The 16,937-nt window shown below is 46.1% G+C and carries 14 protein-coding genes; 10 read left to right on the top strand and 4 right to left on the bottom strand.

Annotated elements, in window-relative coordinates:
- Window positions 1-1,177: serine/threonine protein kinase (locus ACWA6V_RS00520; protein WP_449520673.1), on the bottom strand; the 1,177-nt coding region annotated here is incomplete at its 3' end.
- 257 nt (window positions 1,178-1,434) lie between these two features.
- On the opposite strand from ACWA6V_RS00520, the gene tagH reads away from it, so the two are divergent.
- From tagH to tagF, 7 genes are read left to right on the top strand one after another with little or no spacing between them, the layout of a single operon-like run.
- Window positions 1,435-2,901 carry a type VI secretion system-associated FHA domain protein TagH gene (gene tagH / locus ACWA6V_RS00515; RefSeq protein WP_449520672.1) on the top strand — a complete coding sequence of 489 codons (1,467 nt, stop codon included), beginning with the start codon at window positions 1,435-1,437 and terminating at the stop codon, window positions 2,899-2,901.
- Window positions 2,898-3,725 carry a PP2C family protein-serine/threonine phosphatase gene (locus tag ACWA6V_RS00510; protein ID WP_449520671.1) on the top strand — a complete coding sequence of 276 codons (828 nt, stop codon included), beginning with the start codon at window positions 2,898-2,900 and terminating at the stop codon, window positions 3,723-3,725. Before tagH ends, ACWA6V_RS00510 begins: the two co-directional genes overlap by 4 nt.
- 1 nt (window position 3,726) lies before the next feature.
- Window positions 3,727-4,284 (top strand): type VI secretion system lipoprotein TssJ, encoded by a 558-nt coding sequence (gene tssJ / locus ACWA6V_RS00505; RefSeq protein ID WP_449520670.1) that lies wholly within the window; start codon window positions 3,727-3,729, stop codon window positions 4,282-4,284.
- A gap of 16 nt (window positions 4,285-4,300) precedes the next feature.
- Window positions 4,301-5,635, top strand: a complete 1,335-nt coding sequence (gene tssK / locus ACWA6V_RS00500; RefSeq protein WP_449520669.1) for a type VI secretion system baseplate subunit TssK — start codon at window positions 4,301-4,303, stop codon at window positions 5,633-5,635.
- Between the two features lie 23 nt (window positions 5,636-5,658).
- On the top strand, window positions 5,659-6,942 hold the full coding sequence (gene tssL / locus ACWA6V_RS00495; protein WP_449520668.1) for a type VI secretion system protein TssL, long form: 1,284 nt from the start codon (window positions 5,659-5,661) through the stop codon (window positions 6,940-6,942).
- A gap of 15 nt (window positions 6,943-6,957) precedes the next feature.
- Window positions 6,958-10,521, top strand: coding sequence for a type VI secretion system membrane subunit TssM (tssM, locus tag ACWA6V_RS00490; RefSeq protein WP_449520667.1), 3,564 nt, complete (start codon window positions 6,958-6,960; stop codon window positions 10,519-10,521).
- A 5-nt stretch (window positions 10,522-10,526) separates the two neighbouring features.
- Window positions 10,527-11,138, top strand: coding sequence for a type VI secretion system-associated protein TagF (gene tagF / locus ACWA6V_RS00485; RefSeq protein ID WP_449520666.1), 612 nt, complete (start codon window positions 10,527-10,529; stop codon window positions 11,136-11,138).
- On the opposite strand, the gene ACWA6V_RS00480 is transcribed toward tagF, so the two are convergent.
- Window positions 11,135-11,971, bottom strand: coding sequence for an HDOD domain-containing protein (locus ACWA6V_RS00480; protein ID WP_449520665.1), 837 nt, complete (start codon window positions 11,969-11,971; stop codon window positions 11,135-11,137). The genes tagF and ACWA6V_RS00480 overlap by 4 nt on opposite strands.
- A gap of 51 nt (window positions 11,972-12,022) precedes the next feature.
- Entirely contained in the window at window positions 12,023-12,985 is a 963-nt protein-coding gene (gene ygfZ, locus ACWA6V_RS00475) for a CAF17-like 4Fe-4S cluster assembly/insertion protein YgfZ (RefSeq protein WP_449520664.1), read from the bottom strand.
- A gap of 200 nt (window positions 12,986-13,185) precedes the next feature.
- Between ygfZ and ACWA6V_RS00470 the strand changes: the two genes are divergently transcribed.
- The 3 genes from ACWA6V_RS00470 to ACWA6V_RS00460 are packed head-to-tail and all read left to right on the top strand — an operon-like array spanning window position 13,186 to window position 15,202.
- Entirely contained in the window at window positions 13,186-14,421 is a 1,236-nt protein-coding gene (locus ACWA6V_RS00470; protein WP_449520663.1) for a GGDEF domain-containing protein, read from the top strand.
- Window positions 14,422-14,475: 54 nt separating this feature from the next.
- Window positions 14,476-14,727, top strand: a complete 252-nt coding sequence (locus tag ACWA6V_RS00465; protein ID WP_449520662.1) for an FAD assembly factor SdhE — start codon at window positions 14,476-14,478, stop codon at window positions 14,725-14,727.
- Entirely contained in the window at window positions 14,696-15,202 is a 507-nt protein-coding gene (locus ACWA6V_RS00460) for a protein YgfX (RefSeq protein ID WP_449520661.1), read from the top strand. Before ACWA6V_RS00465 ends, ACWA6V_RS00460 begins: the two co-directional genes overlap by 32 nt.
- 6 nt (window positions 15,203-15,208) lie before the next feature.
- Here ACWA6V_RS00460 and nadB read toward each other — a convergent pair whose 3' ends face one another.
- On the bottom strand, window positions 15,209-16,834 hold the full coding sequence (gene nadB, locus ACWA6V_RS00455) for an L-aspartate oxidase (RefSeq protein ID WP_449520660.1): 1,626 nt from the start codon (window positions 16,832-16,834) through the stop codon (window positions 15,209-15,211).
- Between the last annotated feature and the right edge of the window lie 103 nt (window positions 16,835-16,937).

The following is a 16,937-nucleotide window of genomic DNA, read 5'->3' as shown; positions in this document are numbered from 1 at the left end:
ATTCTTTTTTAATAGGGGGATCATTGCTGAGAATGTTTTCGTTAAAATTTTTATGAATTGATACAGCTGCTGCTGGCGATTTCAGTGATTGCATTAATTTTTCTTTAAAAACACTAATTTCATCTTCCGATAAGATAAGTGTGATTTCTTCATCTTGATGCTGGGCGCTGCCGTATGTTTCTTGATGTTCAACCGGTGAATCCTGGGTTGGTGTGATGAATGCGCCATTGCCGGTTAGTGAGATATGTACATTTAATGCATCGCGAAAATCAGCGATAGATTGAAATCTGTCACAGGGTCGCAATTGCAGTGCTTTGTTTATTGATGACAAGAAGCTGTCACTGTAGTGCGGGTAATCATCAGTATTAAGCAGCTTCAGGGAGTCGCGCATCATTCTTGATACTGATGCAGTTGGGGCAGCGCCACTAATAGCAAAATATAGAACCGCTCCCAGTGCGTATATATCGGTCCAAGGGCCTTGCTCGTTGGCAGTATCTTCCGTGTATTGTTCAATTGGTGCATAACCGGGCTTTACTACAACGGTTAATGCGCTCTGCATACCTGCTATTACCCGTCTTGCAGAACCTAAATCTAAAAGTACCGGTTGGCCTGTGTCCTGTATCACAATATTATCGGGCGCGATATCACGATGATATACATTATTACTGTGAAGCAGTTCAATCGCGTCGAGCACAGGACCAAGAATACTTTTAAGCCACCGCTCTGAACAAACATTGCGAGATGTTTTTAAAATATTGCGTAGCGTTTTTCCGGAATAGTGAGGCATTACCATATAGGCGGTGCCATTGGCTTCCCAAAATCGCAGTATTTCAACGAGCGCAGGATGTTTGAATTGTGCTAATAATCTTGCTTCGTCAATAAAACCCTGCATACCGGCAGCAAAGGTTTGCTGATGGCGCACTGAACGCAAATTGATTTTTGATGATGCCAATCTGTTGGCAATTGCAGCAGGCATATACTCTTTAATCGCTACATTTCTTTGTAGCTGGGTGTCTTTAGCGGAATAAACTATTCCAAATCCACCTTCACCTATAATGCCGGTAACGACAAATTCTTTGAGTTTTGCGCCAATGGTTAGTGCTGATGCAGAGTGCGCTCCTGATTCAATAGGAGTGGACTTTTTTGTTTGTGGTGTAGCAGCTGTGCTGGCGTCCATGCGGTTTCCGCTAAAAGTGATGGGGTTGTTGGATATATGCAGGGGAGTAAGAGCACAAATTAATTTGCAATATGTGTTATTGCTTCCCTTTAATTTACAGGCTGCGATTCTATTTACAAATCAAATCTATCTTTGTGATCAAAATCTCTATTTTGGATTTGTGATGTAAAAAAATATCGCTATGATGGCGCCACTTTTCATGAATCACATTATTACTAATGTATTCATTACTTCCAGAAATAATTTTCTGCAACTATATGGATATAGATGTCATGTCGTACTCTCCGAGATTAATAATCAAGGTCATTACCTATAATGGCGCATCAATAAACAACAATTCCATGTTGTGTGAGTTTGGTGCTGGTGAGCAAATCACCCTTGGCCGCAGTGTTGGCAATCATTTAGTGCTTGATGATCCTTCTCGCTTGGTGTCTCGTGTTCAAGCGAGTCTTGCGTATAAAGATGAAGCATCGGCAATTATCAATAATATAAGCAGTTCTACTGGAATATTTATTGGTACAGCTGCGCTACAACCAGGTGCATCAGCAGTAATTAGCCTTTCAGATCACTTGATGATTGGCGCTTACATCTTAATGCTACAGCAAACCAAAATCTTATCTGTTGAAAAAGCTGTTAGTAATAGTAAGGTGGAGAATGCTGCTGGGTTTGCTAATGAAATAAACTTTATTCCTGCTGATTTTGATTTTTTTTCGAGTGAAGTCCCAATAGTGGTTAACGCATCGGAAGAGATGTTTGGTGAGCGGGACGACAATAGTCTATTGCACGATGAGTTGGATGCACCCAGTAATAATGCAAATTTTCTCTATCAAACTAAAGAAAATTCAAATGAAAAATTATTGCACGAGCAAAGCGAAGACCCCCTGGCATTATTGTCTGTTGGCGATGCAGGCAATTCTTCAGCGGCTTATGGTCTTGATGACGGCAACGAAATAGATTCTTTATTTATTGTTCCTCGTATTACAAAACAGGCTGAATCTACGCATCATTCTATTGATGTAATTGAATCAGTAGCCGATGTATTGGCTCCGGTCCAGCATCGCCCCAAGAGGGATTCACCCGTTAAGCGGCAATCATCCAGTATGGCGGGCATAAGTACTGTTTTATCCGATGCACATCGTCAGGCGCTTGCTCATGGACTGCAGATAGATGAAGGGAAATTACCTGAGTTTACGCCAGAATTTTTTGAACTGCTGGGCAGCACACTACTTCATTTGACGGCGGGTGCTGTCAATATGATGCATGAACGCGCTCATATTAAGCATGAAATGCGCGCTGATGTGACTATTATTGCCGCATCAGGTAATAATCCGTTGAAGTTCGCTCCCGATGCCCAATCTGCATTAATGCATTTGATTGGTGAGCGAGTGCCGGGATTTATGCATTCAGTAGAGGCTATTGATGATGCTTTTGATGACTTGTTAGCCCATCAAATTGGATTGATGTCGGGCGCCAGAGCGGCAGTTTACGATGTGGTAAAAAATTTCAGCCCTGAAAAAATTCACAAATATATGGTCAATAAAAATTTTGTGGATTCGATCTTGCCTATGTCTAAAAAATCCAAACTCTGGGAGCTTTATGAGGCCCATTACACCGAGGTGGCTGGTAATGCCAGGGAGGATTTTGAAGTGCGTTTCCAGCAGGCATTTTCACAGGCCTACGAGCAGGAAATTGATAGGATGTGCGAAGCCCGGGAGCGCACATGACGTCTTATCTCGCTACATCGGGCATGACAATAGAATTCGCGACCCTCTCTCGTCAAGGGGCGCGGGACTATAACGAAGATGCTTGCGGTTATTGGACATCAGAGCAGGGTGCCTGTTTTGTGGTGGCCGATGGAGCTGGTGGCCATGGTGGTGGTGATGTGGCATCGGAAACTGCTGTAAAAACATTTTTGATGGGTTTTTCAACCCAGCCTAGTATTGAGAAAAATCAAGTAGATCAGCTGCTGCATCAAGCTGATTCGGCAATCCGCTATGGCCAAACGCTGGCTAATCAATTAAAAAAAATGAGCACTACAGTTGCATGTCTCTTTTTTAATGATGATGCACGGTTGGCTCAGTGGATTCATTTAGGTGACACGCGAATCTATTTGATTAGGCGACGCACATGTACACTTTTGACAAAAGATCACAGCTTATTGCAGCGCTTTATTGATTCCCAAATGATGAGCGAGAATATTGCCCAAAACAGCGTCGCAAGAAATATTCTTTACGCCGCCTTGGGGACTGGTGAGGAAGTGTATTTTGAATCGCTTGACACACCCTTTCCGTTGCATGAGGGCGATGCATTTTTATTGTGTTCTGATGGCTTTTGGGAGGGTATGGATACTGAGGCCATGGTGGCCGCTTTGAGCCTTGCTGGTTCAGCTGAAGAGTGGCTGATAAGAATGGAACAATTAGTGTTGGATAGAAACTCCGCGACACAAGATAATTACAGCGCATTGGCTGTGTGGGTTGGTGGTCCAAACGATATAACACTCAGTTTAAATGCTAATGACATTTCCAAGCTAAGTATGGATATGATTTGATATGTCAATTGCAAATTTTGGTTTAGCTTCGTATGGCATTAGAAATATTTTTTTCCTCATGCCGGCTAAAAAAGTCATTTTATTCATATCTCTGCTTGGCCTGGTGTCCTGTATTGCCCCTGTAGCCAAGAAAAATAGTATCTCGCTAACGTTGGTCGCTTCCTCGGATTTAAATCCGGATATTAATGGTCGCGCCTCTCCACTCGCACTGACCATTTACCAACTGAAAAGCTCTTCATCATTTAAAAAAAATGACTATATGTCGCTAGTCGAACACAGTAAGTCAATATTAGGGCGGGATCTCATTGCGGTAAATACACTGACAATTCGTCCCGGTCAGACACTTGATATTGATTATCCAGTTAGTGAAGCTGAGGGCGCCTTTGGGATTGTGGCAGGTTATCGGGTTATTGATAGCAGTGGTTGGCAATTAGTCTATGAATATCCGCGCGTCAAAGCGGGGTTTTTACCCAAGCTAGGCGGAAAAATTTCTTCCTCATACAAGATATTGTTCGAAAAAAATAAAATTAAATTAGAACCTTTATCGCAAGAACATTAATGGGAGTTTTTGTTTTATGGATACCTATAAAAAGGTTGTTTGGTCTGAAGGGATGTTTTTGCGACCACAGCATTTTCAGCAGCAGGAGCGCTATTTGACCTTGATGCGTCATCAGCGGTCGCAGGCACCTGCACATTATTTCTGGGGATTTAGACGGCTGCAATTAGATGCAACATCGCTGGCACTTGGAATTGTTGCTATCCAGGATGCGGAAGGTATATTCCCGGATGGAACACCTTTTAGTTTTTCTTCCAACTACGATGCACCTGCACCATTGAGTGTGAAAGATGGGGTTGCCGAACAAATTATTTATCTAGCCTTACCTTTACAAACTAATCAAGCTGAAACCGTTTCATTTGACGCCCATGCGCAAAGCCTCGCCCGTTATTCAGTCAAAGATGCCATCATTGAGGATATTAATTCCGTAGGAGGTGAGGCGGCTGAATTACAGTTAGCCAAACCCCGATTGCACCTGCTGCTGCAAAGTGAGTTGACGGACTCCTGGGTTGCATTGGGTGTGATACGTGTTTTAGAAAAACGCAGTGATCGTCAACTAATATTGGATAATCACTATATTCCTGCATTGATCTCCAATTCCGCATCGAGTGTTTTAACATCCCTGGTTAATGAAGTGCTCGGTTTGGTAAAGCAGCGCGCTGATGTACTCAGCATGCGCATCAGCCAACCTGGCCGCGGTGGTGTTTCTGAGGTGGGCGAATTTTTGATGTTGCAATTGTTAAATCGCAATGAGCCGCAATTAATACATTTGTTGCAGAGCCAGGGCGCTACCCCTGAGGATGCCTATAAACTATTGATCGCCCTTTGTGGCGAGCTGGCAACCTTTGCCTCCGAAAACAAACGCAATAGCGATTTGCCTCTTTATTTTCATGATGAGGCAGAAAAATCTTTTACTCCGTTGATGCAAATACTCAGACGTTATTTATCTACTGTATTGGAACAAAATGCGGTTGAGATTCAACTTATAGAAAAGAATTACGGTGTGCGAATTGGCCAGGTAACTGATCGTGATCTATTTTCCTCCAGTCAATTTGTATTGGCAGTTCACGCCAGTATCCCTGCTGATTTGTTGAAGCAGAGTTTCCCCAAACAAATAAAAATTGGTTCCGTTGATAAAATCAGGGATTTAGTTAATTTGCAATTGCCGGGTATTTTATTGAATTCGTTGCCTATAGCACCACGTCAGATACCCTATCATACGGGCACACATTATTTTGAATTGGATACCAACTCCGATATGTGGAGTGCATTTAAGGCCTCGGGTACTATCGCTATGCATGTGGCAGGCGATTTCCCCGATTTACAAATGCAGTGCTGGGCAATACGTAGGTAATCTAACGTTTATAGGGAATTATTATGCTCGACATTGATTCATTTGGTGTAAATACCTCAAGAACCTTTGTGGTGCCAAATCCGGGCGGACGAGCCAAGGCTATAGCTGAGCCAGCTGCATCTAATTCGTTTTTTAACGAGTCCGATGAGGTTTTTTCTGGCAGCAATCCGATTCTGGCCGTTGCCAATCCAATCCTGAACATGATTTATCAGGTGCGTACCTTGGTGCACAATCCTGATCCTTCCCAGTTGCGTAATTATTTAATCGAAGAGATTAAAAAGTTTGAAGCCCGTGCAAAGGCAGAGGCTATATCGCCGGAACACATTTCTGCTGCCCGTTACTGTTTATGCACGGTCATCGATGAAACTGCCGCCCAGACACCTTGGGGTGGCGGTGGTGTTTGGCCGCGTTATAGTTTGCTGGTGACATTTCACAATGAAACCTGGGGCGGGGAAAAATTTTTCCAGATTCTTGCCAGAGTATCCCAAACACCAGCGCTTCACCGCGATCTTATCGAATTGATGTTCTTTTGTATTTCGCTTGGTTTTGAGGGTAGATACAAAGTGGTGCCCAACGGCCATTCACAACTGGAACTCTTGCGTCGACGTTTAGCGGAAATAATTGCCGATGTAAAAGGTGAAAAAGTAAAAACATTATCGCCCCATTGGATGGGGTTTGCAAAACCCCGTTCTGCCATATGGACCTTGCTGCCGGTGTGGGTGTCGATGCTTTTGTGTGTGATTGCCGGTGCGGTTTTGTTTGTCTCCTTTGCACTTAAGCTGTCGGATTATTCTGATTCAGTATTTTCCCAGGTTGTCGCATTGCCTATCCCTGAGGTCGTTGTGACATCACCTGAACCGGTATCAGCCGGGCAGATCTCGCTAATGCTTAAAGACGAAGTTGATAAGCATTTGGTGAGTGTTAAGGAGTCATCAGGTGTTGCTGTTGTTACCCTGATGGGGGATGGCTTATTTGAATCTGGCAGTGTCACTATTAATTCAAATTATCTTGCAGTAATTAAAAAAATAGCCGATGCCGTTCAGCGGTATGGCAAGAGCGCGGTTGTTTCCGGCCATACGGATAATGTGCCCATCCGTACTGCACGGTTTCCATCGAATTGGCATTTATCACTAGACCGTGCGCGCAGTGTCGCTAGTTATTTGCAATCTGCGATGGTAAACAATAGAGCAATTGACGTACAGGGTTTGGGAGATGCTGAACCTATCGCTACCAACAGCACTACCGAGGGGCGATCACTGAATCGTCGGGTTGAAGTAAAAATATTGCTGAGATCGGCAAAATACTAAAAGGAAATTGGACCTGTGATCCGTAAAATCATTTGTTTTTTAACCCAGCCAGCTCTGTGGAAGTTTGTTGCAATAGTCTTGCTTGCCTGTGCAATCTGGTTTGTCGGGCCGCTGTTTGCATTTGCAGAATGGCGACCATTGGAGGCAATAAGCCATCGTATTTTATTGATAACCTCATTGGTTATCTATTTCATCATCAAAAAAATATTTTCTGTGTGGCGTGTGCACAGAATGAACGATAAGTTTATTGACGCCTTGACTGGTAAAGGAATATCCAATTCTAATAATGCTCCAGCTCTTGATGAGCTTGGCCGAAACTTCGCCAGTGCTATGGGGCACTTAAAAAACTCTGCTGCTAATACCCGCCCCGGGTTGTTTGCAAGCCTTAGGAAAAAGTTTGTCTATCAATTTCCTTGGTATGTTTTTATTGGGGCGCCAGGTTCGGGCAAAACGACGGCATTAATCAATAGTGGTTTGCAGTTTCCCTTAGCTGGCGTTGTTGGGCACGAACCTCTAAAAGGTGTAGGCGGTACACGCAATTGTGATTGGTGGTTTACCGACGATGCTGTGTTTATTGATACCGCAGGACGTTATATAACGCATGAGAGCCATGCCGAATACGATAAGGATGAATGGCTTGGCTTTCTGGGTTTATTGAAAAAATTCAGGCCAAAGCAGCCATTAAATGGCGCAGTGTTAACTATTTCAATGAGTGATATTTTGGCTGGTAACGAGCAGTCGCGCGACAGGCATGCTGCTATTATCAAAGCGCGTTTGACTGAACTCGGCAAATCCCTGGGAATCAGCTTCCCTGTTTATATCCTGATTACCAAGGCCGATCTTCTCGGTGGTTTTAGTGATTATTTTTCCGGTCTATCCAAGGAGGAGCGGGAACAGGTATTGGGATTTACCTTTCCCCCCCAGCCCGATAATATTTCCCACTCTGCCAATGTAAATGACCTCATTCGCGCGGAGTTAGGGTTGATCGCCCGGCGTTTGTTTGATGGTATGCCCGATATTATGTTGCGTGAGACAGATTTGTCCCGGCGCGCGCACGCTTATGCTTTCCCCCAAAATTTTTCCAATTGTCTGCCGCTAATTGGCGATTTGGTTGATAACATTTTTTCCGGAAATGATTTTTCTGGTTCACAAGTGCGCGGTGTGTATTTTGCCAGCAGTACCCAAGAGGGCACACCGTTTGACCGGGTTTTAGGCGCGTTGGGGCGGCGCTTTGGTGTTAGCTCCAGTATCAATATTAATAAAAAAGGCATCGGTGGGCGCAGCTTTTTTTTAAAGGATTTGATAACCAAAGTTATCCTGCCCGAGGCGCATTTGGCGGGTAAAAATCGGCGCGAGGAAAAAAAGGAATTATGGTTTGGGCTTGGTGCGCACAGTCTTATATTAGGTGCATTTTTAGTGTTTTCTGCATTTTTGGTGGGGAGCTATTACAAGAACATTGATTATCTCAACAGTGTTGAATCAAAAAGCCGTTCTGCATCTGCCGCATTTTTAAGTTTATCAAATTCAGGTGTCACTGATTTTATTCATTATCTACCTGTACTTAATGAACTTTGCTGCCTAGCAGAAGGAAATGATTTTTCAGTTGACGAGCCACCTTTGCCAATGACCTTTGGTTTGTATCAAGGCTTAAAGCTCGATGCGGCAACGCAATATTCTTATGACCGTGCCTTGCGCAGTAAATTACTACCGGTAGTGGCGCAGCGTTTGGAGTGGTTAGTTGAAAGCTCATCGGAGCGCGATCTGGATTTCACTTATCAGTCGTTAAAAGCTTATTTGATGCTTAATCAGGTTGCCCATTTTGATGGGGCGCAGCTATTGGCCTTTGTTGAAGCTGATTTCAAACAAAGTTTCTCGCCGGAAATATCACGTGAACAGCAGACGGCAATGCTATTTCATTTGCGTAATTTGTTGAGTCAGCAATCACTGGTTTCTCCATTTGCGATGAATGATCATTTGGTGCAGGAGAAGCGGAGAACACTGAGCGGATTTTCATTTGCTGAACGTGCTTATCAAACAATTAAAGCCAGTCTATTGCAAAATAGTGCCGCTGATTTTTCCTTTTTGAGTGGTGGTGGAGCAAAAGGTAATTTTGTTTTTCAACGCAATAGCAGCAAGCCACTTAGTGATGGCATTCCGGGGTTGTTTACCCGTGCCGGCTATCGGGAGGTATTTTTACCGGCACTGGAACATAAATTGGCTGAAATTGTAGCTGAGGAGTCCTGGGTTTTAGATTCCTACTCGTCGTTTAATCCGGCGAATATTGATATGGTAAAACAGTCGGACGCTGAGCTTGCGGTAACTCGTTTATATCTGCAGGACTATGCCGCTCTTTGGGAAAACTATCTTGGCGATTTGCGCTTGGTTGAAACCCGCTCAATACCTGAGTCTATTGATGTGGCACGTATTTTATCGGCGGCTGATTCTCCGTTAATAAAATTGATCGATGCTGCAGCGCAAGAGTTAAGTTTAACCAAGCCTTTATCAGAACCGCCTGGTGCAATAGCGAATGAAGTTGCAAAGCGTGTGGTTGCTAAAGCCCCTGGGTTAGATCGCCCTATTGATGGTTTGTCTTCAACGATGGGATTGGATGACGCTTTGGAGGAGATAGTTGATGCGCGTTTTAAAGACTTGGTCGAATTTAGCTCTAGTCCCAATAAAGAAACCGAAAAAAATGCCGTGTTAAAGATGTTTAATGAAGTCTATTTGAATCTCTCCAATACCGATTTTTCCATTCGCAGCGGTGCAAGGGCATTAGACCAGCAGGACACTATTGCACAGATTCGCTCAGAGGCTGCCCGCTACCCGATTCCTGTGCGTACAATTTTGGAAGGAATCACCGACGAAGGCAAACGTCAGGCTGAGGGTGGCATCCGCGGTGCATTAAGTGCAGAGTTGGACAGTTCAGTAGGAGAGTTTTGCCGCGTCGCTATACGCGGTCGATATCCTTTTGATCGCACCTCGAAACGCGATGTCACTTTTGCCGACTTTTCAAAAATGTTTGCACCGGCAGGCATGATGGATAGCTTTTTTAATGAACATTTAAAACCTATCACCGATATGAGCAACCGTACCTGGAGCTTGCGCCAGTCGAATGCTGGACAATTACCTATTGAGTCTTTCCAGAATGCCGCAAAAATCCGCGATGTATTTTTTCCTGCCGGAGCACGTGTACCTGCATTGAATTTTGAATATAAAGTGTTAGAAATGGATGCGGCTATAAGCCAACTTTCGCTCGATTTTGATGGGCAGCTATCTCAGTATGCCCATGGTCCGCAAATTCCGCGTGCAGTTTCTTGGCCGGGTCCTTTGGGGAGTAATCAGATTCGGGTTGAATTAAGTGGAGCTGATAATAATCGTAAATCCTTAGTGGTAAATGGCCCTTGGGCATTAATGCGTTTGTTTGATTTGGGCGAGCGCCGTCGTTTACAGCCGGAAAAATTTATCACTACTTTATTTATTCATGGCTACAAAGTAGTGCTTGAGGTAACGGCTAGTAGTGTCAACAACCCGTTTTATTTGGCGGAGTTAAATAATTTCACATGCCCCGTGCGGCGCTAGTTAACATGAATGGCATTGCTTCTTCGCTGAGTTATGGTTTTTTTGGAAAAATTCCCAGCGCGGGGGACTTTGTCTCGCGCGATATTCCCCATCATTACTTGCGACATATTGATGATTGGTTTAGTGAGGGAATGTTTAGTTTATCGACTGAACAACAAGCCTGGTTAGATGTTTACTTGACTGCACCGGTATGGAATTTTGTTATTTTTCCCAAAGTGTGGGGAGATGAGTTTTTATACGGTGCGTTGATGCCGAGTGTCGATTCGGTAGGAAGGTATTTCCCTTTTATTACTTTTGCAAGAGGGACATCACGAACTGATGTTGATCCCGTTTTGGTTTCGTATTTACCTTCTTTGGCAAATGAGCTTCCAGTACTGTTGCAGGGGAATTTGCTACCGGATGATGTGTGTCATTTTCTTGCGGCTCATGTCATGGCTGAAATGTCTGTTTCAGATATTTTCACGGCACGTGATCCAGGTGAGCCTGATATCAATAAAAGCTATTGGTGGTATTCAACCCAGGAGCCAGGCGTGCATACCTCAATAGTCCATCAGGGAGCACCTGATCATACGTTATTTAAACAACTCTTCTTTGATTTTCCATCGCTGTTGCCCTAAAGCAACAACGACATAGCCGCTTCCATTTCTGCACTCAAATCTTCTGATTCAGCAATCTGCATTTCCGGGTCGAGGCCTAAGCGTTCGAAGGCTTTGACTTGGGTGCAATCTATTTTTGCCATGGGTGAATCGGTGCCGAGGTAGCTTTGCAGCATGGCGACGGTGACTATATCGCCGTAATCGGCTTTGGGGCTTTGACGGGCAAAATTGATGTGCTGGGTGGGGATATGCGCGAGTTCTTCGGGGAAGCCCCAGGTTTTTAAAATGAGGTCGCCGATAGGTGCGTGTAATTCGTCGATGACGGCATCTAGCGTGAAGCTGTCTTTGAGGAGTGCGGGGTGGTCTTCGGCGTAGGTGAGAATAGGCAATACACCGATTTTGTGGACGAGGCCGGCGAGTGTTGCCTGGTCTGGGCGCAAGCGTGTGTAGTGTTTGCACAATACGTGGCTGATGCCCGCGACTTCGCTGGAGCGACTCCAAACTTCGCGCATGCGCATATCGACAAGGTCAGACGTAGCTTGGAACATTTGTTCCATAGCGAGGCCGGTGGCGATATTGCAGGTGTACTGGATGCCGAGGCGCATTAGCGCGGTGCGTAGATCTTCTATGGCGCGGCTGGCGCGCAAGAGCGGGCTGTTGGCTACGCGGATTATGCGGGCGCTGAGTGCGGCGTCGCCACTGATGACTTGGTTCAGTTTATCGATGTCTGCATCTGGATCGTCGGCGACTTCCCGTACTTTTAATGCGACTTCGGGCAGGGTGGGGAGTACGAGTTGGTCATTGTTGATCGCGGTGATAATTTCGGTGCGAACTTTTTCAGCAATGGGGTTCATTAGTGATCCTATTACGGCGTTATTCATCGACAGCGTTAGTCAGTTACGGTGCTATTCAGTGGTTTCATCTGCTGTAGGTATAGCATAGGGAAGTGGTAGCTGTTTTAAAATTTCCGTGCTGGTTTCCAGTGTTACCTGATCCAATTGCTCATCTAGCAATGAGGCTAGAATTTCGATTCGGTTGTTAGCCGCGAAAGCTGCAGTAACCAAGTGCCCACAGGTATTGCGGGTTGTTGCGTTTATCAGTGCAGCGCCGGGCGTGGGGAGTTGATTGCCACTGAATTCAAAACGGTACATATGACGTTTTAGTTTGCCGCGATAATGCAGCCGCGCCACAATTTCCTGGCCGGTATAGCAGCCTTTGCGGAAGTTAATACCGTTGATCAATTGGTAATTGATCTCCTGGGGGGTAAACAGCTCGATGGTTTCGGGATAAATATCGGCAACACCAGCACGAATATTCAGCAGCTCCCAATCATTCACGTTTCCGTCAATCGTGAGGCCATCCAGTTGCTGTTCAAATGCTGTTGTATCTGCAGGCTTTATCCAGCATTCAAAACGATCCTGCGCTAGTTGAATCAGGAAATTGCCGTCTTTTTCTGCCCAGCCATCGTTATCGGTTGGCAGTGTAGTAAAAATGGTTTTGGCTGCGTGTTGTGCGTTATCGCCAGATAGGCCATACACGCTGTAGCCGCTGTCATCGTGCAATTTCGCTTTGGAGAAGACGATATATTTGCCGAGCGAGCTCTTGGCTTTGTCCAGCATGGGTGCGGGTATGCGCAGGGCGATAGTCTCTGCATCGAGTTGCAGCGCGCGGAAGCTGAGCAGTATTCGCCCTTTGGGATTGCACTGCGCGCCTATGCGCGTGACGGGGGCACTTAGTTCGCGCAAGTCACAGGTGACCTGGCCTTGGAGAAACTTACTGGCATCCGGCCCTTTGACCAGAAGCAGTCGTGTTTGATGAAGTCTTACCAGTTGGGTTGTCTGGTTGGCTGTGGGTTTATCCTGGGTCATAACTACCAATACCGCTACTGTAGGAGAATCTTGGTGTTGCTATAAAAGTGGCAAAATCAGATTGCATCATACCGTTTTTTGGCAATCTGCTCATTGGCAGTTATTCCGATCTGGACTATATATAGCCAATGCAGAATTCCAGACTTCGCCAAAGTGGTTTCTATAAACTTTTTCTCTGCTGCCTTATTACTGTGGCAGTGATGTATGCCTACGAGTTGTTGCCAGCGAAAAAAATGCTGGTCGTCCCCTCCGCCAATATTCCCCATTACATCTATGCCGATATGAATTCGGCAGGAGAGCCTATGGTGTATTGGACCGATTTTGACGGCCTCGCCTGGGAGTGCAATATCGAGAATGATGGCAAGGCCCACGGCTGCGGGTTTAATGTGTATCTCGGTGGAGGGCAAGGTTCCCAGGGAATCAATCTGAGCAGCTATAAAACGATCAATATTGATCTGGATTATGTTGGCAGTGACCAGCGCTTGCGATTTTATCTACGCAATTATGAACCTGGATTTTCTGATATCAACGATATGCAGACGTCCAAGTTTAATAATGTGCATGTGCCGATCAACTACGTTAATGAGAGTTTGGTGCTGAGTTTATCGGAGTTCTCAGTGGCTGAATGGTGGGTCACCCAATACAAGGCACCACGTGAACATTCATTGCCACGTTTTGACCACGTTATTGCATTTGGAATTGATGTCAGCTATCCCGGTCCGGTTGGTAAGCATGGTTTTAAGCTCAACAAGCTTGAGTTTGTTGGTGAATGGGTGTCGCGTGAGGATTGGTATTTGGGGATATTGGTATTTTGGTTAAGTGCCATTATGTTCGTGGGGGGGATCAGTCTGGCGAAGCTCACTAAAGAAATTCGCCTTGAACATCAGCGCCTTGAGCGGTTGGCAAATCAGAATTCACTGCTCGCGCAGGAGACAGACAAATACAAAAAGCTGTCGATGGTTGACCCGCTAACGGGCTTGTTGAATCGTCAGGGACTTTCTGAATATATCGAACAATATTTTCCAATGGATAGCGCACGCTTGGTGTCTATGGTGATAGTGGATATTGATCATTTTAAAAAAATTAATGATTCATTAGGGCACGATGGTGGCGATTTGGTGCTCAAGCGAGTGACAGAATTAATTAAATCCCATACGCGCCAAAGTGATCAGGTTGCGCGCTGGGGAGGTGAAGAATTCGTGCTGGTATTGCCTGATACACATTCGGAGGGTGCATTTGCTATCGCCGAGAAAATGCGCGCCTTAATCGCGACCGCCAGCTTTGACCAATTCCCGGAATTGCACGTGACCATTAGCTTGGGGGTCGGCACCAGCGACGGTAAAATTCCCTTTCATCAACTATTCCGTTGCGTAGATACTGCACTTTACCAAGCCAAAGCACAGGGGCGGAACAGGGTGATCAAAGCAAGCGTTTAGTCAGTGGCTCGTTTATAATGCCGTTCCCGTCGCGTGATCAATATAGGTAGTGTTGTGGATATTAATCGTTTGTTTTGGGGTAGCCGGCGCGGAATGCTGGAACTGGATTTGGTGTTGATGCCGTTTCTGGAAAATGTCTACCCGAACCTGGAGCAGGCTGACAAAGAGCGTTACTGGTTATTATTGGAAGAGCAGGATCAGGATTTGTTTGCCTGGTTTATGCGCAGGACTGATCCTGCTAACCCTGAGCTACAACGGATTGTGGATATTATTCGTGCAAACACCGGCCTTCAAAAAAGCAGTTGATACTGACGTTGTAGCTGCTGAACCATCTGTTTTGAAACCGCTGCCCCCGTTAGCGGCGGTTAGGATCAATCACTCCCGTATGGGTTTTCTGTTGTATCGCTGCAGCTATGCTGCGCTCGCGTTGAGCCTGCTCCTGACGTTTTATTTTTACATTATCGATCAACCGGTTTGGTTGCTGTGGCTGGCGCTTTGTTGGGGCGGTTTATGGTTTGTCTATCGGCGGGAAAGCAAAAATTGCGTAACGGGCGCGCTCAGCTATTCCGGCGATCATTGGCTGCTTGAGCAAGAGGGCTGCCCCTGCCAGCTGGAGCTGGCGGGGGAGGTGCTGTGTTGGTCATGGCTGATTATCTTGCCGCTGCGCAACCCGGAGAGTAGCAAAACGCGACGAGTATTAATTTTTGGCGACGCACTAGACAAAAATGATAACGCCCGCCTGCGTCGTTGGTTGCGCGCTTGTTTGACGCCGAAAGCCTGATCTTTATTAAATTTCCTTGCTCACAATCACATCCTGCCCGGCAAAATTCGTCGGTACCAAAATGGTATCGCGTGCGATTGGTGATTTCTCCGGATAATCGGGCGAGAAGTGCAGGCCGCGGCTTTCTTTGCGCTCGTGTGCTGAGCGGATAATTAACTCGGCAACAATCGCCAAATTGCGCAGCTCGATCAAATCGCTGCTGATCTTGTAGTTGCTGTAGTATTCGGCGATTTCTTTTTGCAGTAACTTGATGCGATGTGTCGCGCGCTCCAGACGTTTATGGGTGCGCACAATGCCTACGTAGTCCCACATAAAACGGCGCAACTCGTCCCAGTTGTGTGAAATCACAACGTCTTCATCCGAATCCCTCACACGCGATTCATCCCACTGCGCCGACAATTCCGGCGTGTGGATATTGTTGAGTTTCGCCAAAATATGCTCCGCTGCCGATTGCGCGTAAACGATGCATTCGAGCAATGAGTTACTTGCCATGCGGTTGGCGCCGTGCAGACCGGTGAATGATGTTTCGCCAATCGCGTAGAGATGCTGCAAATCGGTTTGCCCATTTTTATCCACAACAACGCCGCCGCAGGTGTAATGCGCAGCAGGAACTACCGGAATGGCTTCTTTTGTTATATCGATTCCAAATTCCAAGCAGCGCGCTTTTACTGTAGGGAAGTGCTCGCTAATAAACTCTTCGGATTTATGGCTGATATCCAAATAAACACAATCGCAACCGAGACGTTTAATTTCATGGTCGATGGCGCGGGCAACGATATCGCGCGGTGCCAACTCTTCCCGCTCATCAAAACGCGGCATAAAACGTTCGCCACTCGGCAAGCGCAAATAAGCACCTTCGCCACGCAGGGCTTCCGTAATCAAAAAGTTTTTCGCGCGCGGGTGATATAAACAGGTGGGATGGAATTGATTGAATTCCATATTGGCTACGCGGCAACCGGCGCGCCATGCCATAGCGATACCATCTCCGCTGGCGCTGTCGGGGTTACTGCTGTAAAGGTACACCTTGCTCGCACCTCCCGTAGCCAGCACCACGACCTTGGCTTGGAACACATGCACGGCATCGTGCTTGCTGTCCAACACATAAGCACCCGTGCAGCGCAGCTTGCGTGAGTCCGCGTCTGCCTGGGAAATTAAGTTCACGGCGACATGGTGTTCAAAAATATCGATATTGCCCTGCTGCTGGACTTGTTCAATCAGCGTTGAATGTACCGCTTGGCCGGTGGCGTCTGCGCTGTGGATGATGCGCCTGTGGCTGTGACCACCTTCTTTGGTGAGATGGTAATCGCCATTGCTATTTTCTTTGGTGAAGTTGACGCCTTGGGTGATAAGCCACTGGATTGCATCTTTACTGCGCTCCACGGTGAAGCGCACAGCGTCTTCATGGCAGAGTCCGGCGCCGGCAATCAACGTATCCGCAACATGGGCATCAATAGAGTCCTGGTCATCCAATACGGCTGCTATTCCGCCCTGTGCAAACCAGGTAGAGCCTTGGTTGATTTCATTTTTACTGAGCACGGCAACTCGCGCCTGTTGGGCTAGACTTAGCGCCAGAGTGAGGCCAGCTGCGCCAGAGCCAATAACCAGAACATCGTATTGATAGTGTTTTTTCATGCAAATAGAACCCGGTTCGTACGAGGGGGCGCCGTGAGGTAAGAGGGCGACAATGGGCGCAGTATATCAAGCCCGCGTTGGTTTATACGAAGTAAACAGCCAT

It is taken from the genome of Cellvibrio sp. (assembly GCF_053579595.1).
The sequence above is the reverse complement of the archived record's forward strand: the minus strand, read 5'-3'. Positions and strand labels throughout refer to the sequence as shown.